General features: G+C 54.5%; 6 protein-coding genes. 3 read left to right on the top strand and 3 right to left on the bottom strand.

The genetic code is table 11. The features are described 5' to 3' along the window. A partial coding sequence (locus H6F80_RS14530) for an SPOR domain-containing protein (RefSeq protein WP_190792247.1) occupies positions 1-993 on the top strand: 993 nt, incomplete at its 5' end. 46 nt (positions 994-1,039) lie between these two features. Here H6F80_RS14530 and fni read toward each other — a convergent pair. Continuing rightward, on the bottom strand, positions 1,040-2,125 hold the full coding sequence (gene fni, locus H6F80_RS14525; protein ID WP_518523585.1) for a type 2 isopentenyl-diphosphate Delta-isomerase: 1,086 nt from the start codon (positions 2,123-2,125) through the stop codon (positions 1,040-1,042). 105 nt (positions 2,126-2,230) lie between these two features. Then, on the bottom strand, positions 2,231-2,776 hold the full coding sequence (gene pyrR, locus H6F80_RS14520; protein WP_190792246.1) for a bifunctional pyr operon transcriptional regulator/uracil phosphoribosyltransferase PyrR: 546 nt from the start codon (positions 2,774-2,776) through the stop codon (positions 2,231-2,233). Positions 2,777-2,989: 213 nt separating this feature from the next. Between pyrR and H6F80_RS14515 the strand changes: the two genes are divergently transcribed. After that, positions 2,990-5,545: an HAD-IC family P-type ATPase gene (locus tag H6F80_RS14515; protein ID WP_190792245.1), complete on the top strand. Its 2,556-nt coding sequence runs from the start codon at positions 2,990-2,992 to the stop codon at positions 5,543-5,545. Between the two features lie 231 nt (positions 5,546-5,776). Beyond that, positions 5,777-6,190, top strand: coding sequence for a DNA-binding transcriptional response regulator (locus H6F80_RS14510; protein ID WP_190792244.1), 414 nt, complete (start codon positions 5,777-5,779; stop codon positions 6,188-6,190). 62 nt (positions 6,191-6,252) lie between these two features. On the opposite strand, the gene H6F80_RS14505 is transcribed toward H6F80_RS14510, so the two are convergent. After that, the coding region (locus tag H6F80_RS14505; protein WP_190792243.1) for a helix-turn-helix domain-containing protein at positions 6,253-7,595 on the bottom strand (1,343 nt) is incomplete at its 5' end.

The raw sequence follows: 7,595 nt of genomic DNA, 5'->3' as shown, positions 1-7,595 counted from the left end.
CAGTTGCCCGATGCAGAGCCATCCGCCCCCGAAGACTATCTCGCCTCCAGCGAAGAACTGCTTCGCAGCATTGCCGAAGAAGATCCACAGCAGCGCGTTGCTCAGCCCGATCGTCTGCTAGATACCCTGCTCACGCCGCTGGGCATTGGGTCACTGCTGCTACTGCTACTCTCCACCGCGACGCTGGGCTATCTGGTAATGAACCCAACCAGTCTCGGCTTTCTCTCGGCTCAAAAGCCAGCCGCAGATTCACCTAATGCTACCCCTAATGCTGCTCCCGCCCAGCCGTCTCCGGTTCCCGGCGTAATTGTCGCACCCTCTCCAAACCTAGCTGCAAAAGAGTTTGTTGAACTGAACCTGAACACGCTCAGCACACTACCCAAGCCTAGCCCAACCGCCCCGCAGAAACCGTCTGCCAGCCCTTCTCCCCAGGCTGCAAACAGACCCTTAGAACCGCTCATTCCACCTGCAACAAATCGCTCTGGAACAGGCAGCTCTGGGGCAAGCAGCAATGAGCTAGCCACAGTCATCGTTCCACCTGAGCCTGCGGTGATGGCTCCTGCTCCCGCTGAAAATTTCCGTCCTGCTGCATCCAGCCCCCGGCGGTCGGCTTCTGCGCCATCCCAGTCTTCCGGGCAATCATCGCTTCGGGAAACTGCAGAGCAGCCGACTTCACCTGTTGCCCAACCCGCTGTATCGGCTCCTGCTCCTGCTCCCGCCAGTGAACCTGCCCCCCGTGCTGAAAGTCCGGCTCCTGCGGTGGCAGCCAATCCTTCGTCCGGGCAATCGAATTACTACTATGTTGTGACTCCCTACCGCAGCGACTCTGACCTAAATCAGGTACAGGAAGCCGTTCCCGATGCCTATGTGCGGAACTTTTCTGATGGAGCCAGTGTGCAAATGGGGGCGTTTAGCGATCAGTCTAAGGCACAGGAGCGAGTTCAGGAACTTCAGCAGCAGGGGATTGAGGCGGAGGTGAAAGCGCCGGAGTGAGAATGGATGGGTAGGATAAGGGGCAGTGTAAAAGCTTTCACGCTATTCAAACTGTCTCTAATATAGGGGAAGTTTTTAGGTCGGCGATCGTCCTCGTGCCGGTACAAAATAAAACGGTGGTTAGCTCTGCTTTCAGGGCTGTGACCAGTTCTTGTAGGGCAGTTTCTGAGTCGGCGGCGGCTTGCAGGAAGGGCAGGGCTAGACCACCCAGATCAGCACCCAGGGCGATCGTTTTTGCCACGTCGAGTCCATGACGGAGTCCGCCGGAAGCAATCAGGGGCAGGGTGGGAGCGATCGATCGGACGGCGAGAATGCAGTCTGCGGTGGGAATGCCCCAGTTGGCAAAGGTTTCGCCCAGACGACGCTGAAGGGGGTCTTTGGCGCGTCCACTTTCGACTTTTGCCCAGGAGGTTCCACCTGCCCCGGCGACATCGATCGCCCCCACTCCGGCTTCGAGCAGCCGCTTTGCCATTGCCGCAGAAATGCCGTTGCCGACTTCTTTCGCAATCACAGGAACGGGCAGTTTGGCGCAAAGCTGGGCAATTTTGTCGAGCAGTCCGTGAAAGTTGGTGTCACCTTTGGTCTGCACCGCCTCCTGGAGCGGATTGAGGTGCAAAATCAGCGCGTCGGCTTCCAGCCAGTCGATCGCTTTTTGGCATTCTTCAATCCCGTAGCCGTAGTTCAACTGAACGGCTCCCAGGTTAGCAAACAGCAAGATATCGGGGGCAACCGATCGCACGGCAAAACTCGATCGCACTTCTGGCTTTTCGATCGACACGCGCTGCGACCCTACGCCCATTGCCAGCCCGTATTCCTGCGCGGCTTCCGCTAAGCGATAGTTAATCGTCTGTGCCAGCTCGGTTCCCCCGGTCATTGAGGAAATCAGCAGCGGTGCGCCCAGCGTTTTACCTAAGAAATTTGTCCTGAGGTCAATCTCACGACGATCGAGTTCAGGCAGACAGCAGTGAATAAAGCGATAGCGTTCCAGTCCGGTCGTCTGGCGAAACTGCACATCGTCTTCCAGACAAACCCGCAGATGATCCGCTTTACGTGCCTGAGTGATTTCAGCTTCTGCGGGAGCTGCACTGGGAGAAATTTGACGGTTGGGGTGAGAACTGCGAGATAAAGTCACGATCGTTGGAAACTGCGAGAAAACGTTGGCTTTCGCTAGTGTCTCACAGGATTAGAGCGATAAACCCCGTATCTTTTTTTTACGGTATTTGCAATCTTGAAAACGCTAAACTCCGCGTCGAGTCGTCAGCTCCACCGCATCGCGTCCATCGATCGCCTGAAGATAGACCTTGACCTGCTCATCTCTAGAAGTCGGCAGCTTTTTGCCCGTGAAATCAGGGTGGATCGGCAGTTCTCGATGCCCACGATCGACCAGCACTGCTAGCCAGATTGCTTCGGGTCTGCCATAGTCATGCACTGCATTTAATGCGGCTCGAATCGTGCGTCCTTTAAAAATCACATCGTCCACCAGCACCACAATTTTTCCCGATAGGTCAAATGGGATCTCGGTTGTCTCTGGCGTTCGCAGATCGTTGCGATCGAGGTCATCCCGGTAAAAGGTAATGTCGAGTGCGCCGATCGGAACCCGCACCTGCTCCAGCACCTCGATCTGACGCGCCAGCAGCTCCGCCATCGGCACACCTCGCGTATAAATGCCCAGAAGCACCAGCTTCGACAAATCATCTGCCCGCTCCACAATCTGAGAAGCCAGACGAGTTAGGGTGCGGCGCAATTCGTCAGCAGAAAGGATTTCGACCAGTTCGGAAGACATGGGGGTGGGGAGTGGGGGACTTGTGAATATTTTAAGGGGTGCGGGGATGGGGAGTAGAAGCGTAGGAGAGTAGAAGCGTAGGGGGCGGGTAATATTAAAACCTGGAGATTGCATAATGGCATAGTGGACTGAGACCCACGCTCCCCCTTCACGCCCTCACCCACTCACCCCTGCTCACGCACCCCCCACTCATCCACCCCGCCACCCTCCAACATGACCGCCCTCCCCGATCGCCCTACTCCCGATTCTGAACCATCGCTCCAGGGTTTAACGCAGCAAGAAGTCATTGCACGACGGGCTGCGGGACAGGGCAATGTTGCGCCGCTGAAAACGAGCCGCTCCTATAGTCAGATTCTTCGCGAGAACTTGTTTACGGTAATTAATTTCATTTTCTTTGCGATCAGCCTGGTGATGTTTCTGCTGCAGCGGGTAGGGGATGGAATTTTGGTGGTGGTGGTGATTTTTGGTGGGGTGCTGGTGAGTATTTATCAGGAAATTTGGGCGAAGCGGCAGCTCGATCGCATTGCACTGTTAAACCGTCCACAGGCAACGGTGATTCGGGAAGGGCAGGAATCGGAAATTGATCCGAGTGAGATTGTGCTAGGGGATATTTTGATTGCGCGTCCAGGCGACCAGTTGGTGGTGGATGGGGCGATCGTCGGTACGGGACGCATGGAAGTCGATGAATCGCTGCTGACAGGCGAATCGGATCTGATTCCTAAACAGAAGAATGCTCTCGTATATTCGGGCAGCTTTTGTGTGAGTGGCACTGCCTGCTACGAGGCGCAAAAAGTGGGGAGCGAGACGCTGGCTTATCGGCTAATGGCAGAGGCGCGAGCATTTCGGCGACGGTTTACGCCGCTTCAGGTGGAAATCAATGTGGTGATTCGCGTGTTTATGCTGATCGCCTGCTTTTTGTGGGTGCTAGTGGGCATTAGCTTTCTCAGCAGCCGCTATTCGCTAAATGAGATTGTGCAGCGGTTTGCGGTGATTGCCGGACTCGTGCCTGCCGGACTGCTGCTAGCAATCACGCTGGCGTATGGGTTAGGCGCGGTGCGAATGGTCGGTCAGGATGTGCTGATCCAGCAGGCGAACGCGGTGGAATCCCTTAGTAATGTAGATACGCTGTGTCTCGACAAGACGGGAACGCTGACAACTAATCAGATCCAGCTTGAGGAGGTTTATCCGGTGGCTTCATCGTTGGGTGAAGGGATCAGTGCTGATCAGGGTTCCGAAGGGGGGATTGCTCCGCCAAATAAAGCCGAGCCAGATAAAGCCGAGCTAGATAAAGCAGAAATTGTGGCACAGCTTGCCGACTATGCTGCCAGTGTCACCGCTGGAAACCGCACCAGTGAGGCGATCGCCTTGGCATATCCCGGCAAAACCCGATTGCTGAAAGCCGAATTGCCCTTTTCGTCTGCCCGTAAGTGGAGTGCGATCGCGTTGGATGATGAGATGCGCCGGGGAATTTACGTGCTGGGTGCGCCAGAGGCACTGTCTCGCTATCTGACGTTGACAGGTGAAATGCTGGACTTTATTCAGTCGGGAGCAGAGCAGGGGTTGCGGGTGGTGCTGTTTGCCTATTATCCTGACCCGACGCTGCTGAGTGCGGATGTGGCTGAGCTGCCGATCGGGTTACAGCCTTTGGCTCTGCTGCGGTTTAGCGATCGGCTGCGTCCAGAAGCGTATGAAACGCTGGAAGGATTTGCCCGTGCCGGGATCGAAGTGAAGATCATTTCGGGAGACAATCCGCACACGGTGGCAGCCCTGGCAAAACAGGCGGGTTTACGCGAAATTCGATCGGTGTCGGGCGCGCAGCTTGCAGAATTAGATGAGGCGCAGTTTGCCCAGGCAGCCCGAGAAGGCACGGTGTTTGGCCGCGTTACGCCAGAACAAAAGGCGTTGCTGGTGAAGCATCTGCGGCAATCGGGGCGCTATGTGGCCATGATCGGGGACGGGGTGAACGATGTGCTGTCACTGAAGCAAGCAGATCTGGCGATCGCGATGGAAAGCGGCAGTAAAGCGACTCGCGGCGTTGCAGATATTGTGCTGCTGAAAGATTCGTTTGGGGCGTTGCCCCGTGCCTTTCGGGAAGGACAATGTATTCGTAACGGCATTCAAGATGTGCTGAAACTGTTTCTGGTTCGTACGTTTTGCGTCACGCTGCTGATTTTTGCAACGGCGATCGTCACCGAAAGCTTTCCGCTGCAAAACAAGCAAAGTGCGATCGTGGCTTTAATCGGTGTAGGGTTTCCCACTATGTTTCTGCCAATCTGGGCAAAGCCGGGACTGCTGCCGCGCCGGAGTATGGTGCGATCGATGCTGCATTTTGTGATTCCTTCGACGCTGACGCTCACCCTGGTATCGCTGCTGGTCTATCTCTTTTATCTGGTGGTTGCGGTGCTGAATCTGCCGCCTGGATCGGACTTAACCCAGGTGAACTATGCAATTCCGCGCAGTGCCCTGGTCACAATTTTGATTATGGGTCAACTGCTGCTGCTGCCTTTTCTGAAGCCGCCTAACCGTGCCTGGGTCGGAGGAGAACCACTGAGCCGCGACTGGCGATATTCGATCGTGTCAGGGGTGCTGCTGATAGGATACTTCCTGATCGTGTCAATCCCATCGCTGAGCCGCTTTTTTGAGCTTTATCCGCTGGGGGCAGTCAACTATTTGTTTATTGGGCTGGTGGCGATCGAGTGGTGTTTTATTTTGCGATCGATCTGGCGCAGTCGATTTTTCGATCGATTCCTGGGGATTGATTTGAGCTGAAAAAGAATTTGAGCCAGAAGAAGGATTTGAGCTAGCAAGATAAGGGGATCAAGCGATCCCACGACTTCCCTTCGCGAATCTATCGTAAAGTGATGAGTCAATCATCCCAATGGCAGAAACTAAGGAAATTTGGATTGATTAAACTGAACCCATTCAAAACTGCTTAACGGGTATCAAAAGTTCGTCAAGATACTTAATTAAGTTTCAAAGTTCTTTTGGCAGAGTGGGTTTATGGTGAGGATTGCAATTGTTGATGACAACGAGGGCTGGTGCTTTGCGCTAGAAATTGCGCTGCGTCGGCGGGGCTATGAGACACAGGCGTTTTGTGATCCCTGGCAGTTTCTTCAGTGTGCCGATCAGTTTGATGTGGCGATCGTAGACTTTTGCATTCCTGCGCCACGATATCAGCTTGAGTTAGATGGGATATCGCTGATTCGGCAGGTCAAAGAAAAGTTTGTTCATTCCCCGCTGCTGCTGCTGATTTCCTCTTATTTTCCAGATGATGCTGGCGAAACGCTTGGGGCGTTATGTGAAGAGGCGGATCGGATAATGCCTCGTCCCTCCGGGATTGATCAATTGCTGGACCCGGTTGAAAAACTGCTTGCCCAGCGGTCGGCTTCTCGCTCTCGTTCCTCGGTGGCTTAGAGCTTCTGCGGCTTAACTCCCTTGCAGCTTGAAGCCTTTGCAGCTTAAAGGCTTTTGCCACGCTACAAATGCAGCAGCTTTCTCAGGCGCGACTCTAGCTCAGGCGTAATCACTCGATCGCCCCGCTCCAGCTTGCCGATGTAGTCTGCGCTGAGGTCAAGAAATCCGCCTAGCTCCTTCCGGCTCCAGCCCAGTTGCTCTCTAGCAATCCGCACTTGATCGCCCGTCAATTCTTCTACAGGGGGCAGTTCAAGCAGTTTGGGCTTGCGGGGTTCTTTCATTTTGCCCAGCAGTTCCGGGATCGGGTGAGGCGGTTTGATCGTGAGCTTGGCTTGCAGCAGGCGATCGATCACTTTCACTTTGCGCCAGTCGTCGGGTTTGGGGGCAGTGCTGCCGGGTTGCAGCCAGTCGGGATAGGTAGCGGGATCGTATTCAATTTGCCAGCCCAGGCTAAGCAATAGTTTAATGGCGCGGTTCCAGCGGTTTTTGAGGTCGCGTGCCCGGTGTTTGTCCTGCAAAGCTTTTTCAATTTCGGTGCGAGGCAACACTTCTTCCAGCAAGCTGACCACGCGATAGTCGTAGGGATTTTGATTATGTACCCGAATCCGCGCATCCAGCGTTAATTGAATTGCCAATCGCAACGCCATCTCGTGATGATAGGGGTCGATTTTCAGAATATCTTTTGCCAGGTAGCCAAACTGATGCAGGGCTTCTTTGGCTCGGCTACCAGCACGGTTCAGAAAATGCTTGGTCCACAGTCCCGGGCTGACCGTGATATACACTTCGTCCGGCTTCTCAATCTTGCCGCTCACCCAGTCAAACTGACCGTGCAAATCGATCAAGACATCCCACATACGACCGATCGGCGTACTAGCATCGATCGGTCGTTTGCCCCGTCCCTCGATCCACACCGATTTCACCAGCAAACAGGACAGTGCGTAGGCAGTCGTCGCTACGGCATTGCGCTTATCGGGCAGGCTAGTGCTGTGGTTGCGATCCCAGCCCAACAGATGAATCATATCGCTGGCTTTCAGCGTAAAGGTGCTCTTCCACGGCTCATCTTCTTCCATGGTGCGGGCGGCAAAAATAAGCTGAAGCTTGACGGTATCAAAACCGAATTTGTTGATAATTTGCTCGGCAGCTTCCCAGGGCAGCAATGCAATATCACCAGGATTAGTAATGTAATGTTCAATGTAGTTATTCGGATTGGTTTTGCTGCGGTAGCGAAAGACAGCAAGCCGCTCAGCGTTTTCTTCCCAGAGGTCGGGGCGCAACTGAGCACGAATGCTGCTGGCGATCGGGATCGCGGTTGGAATCACCGAAATCGGGTCAAGGGTCAAACGGGTGCTGGTGATTAAAACGGGCTTTTGCCGCAGACCCAGCAGCTTATCCATTTCCTGGAGCG

Source organism: Leptolyngbya sp. FACHB-711 (assembly GCF_014695615.1).
Lineage (GTDB): Bacteria > Cyanobacteriota > Cyanobacteriia > Elainellales > Elainellaceae > Leptolyngbya_A.
Note: the sequence above shows the minus strand (reverse complement) of the source record. Positions and strands in the feature narration are given on the sequence as shown.

Excerpts from the sequence above, each read along its gene's own strand:
- H6F80_RS14515 (WP_190792245.1), top strand. The coding sequence starts at position 2,990 with ATGACCGCCCTCCCCGATCGCCCTACTCCCGATTCTGAACCATCGCTC.
- pyrR (WP_190792246.1), bottom strand. The coding sequence starts at position 2,776 with ATGTCTTCCGAACTGGTCGAAATCCTTTCTGCTGACGAATTGCGCCGC.
- H6F80_RS14510 (WP_190792244.1), top strand. The coding sequence starts at position 5,777 with ATGGTGAGGATTGCAATTGTTGATGACAACGAGGGCTGGTGCTTTGCG.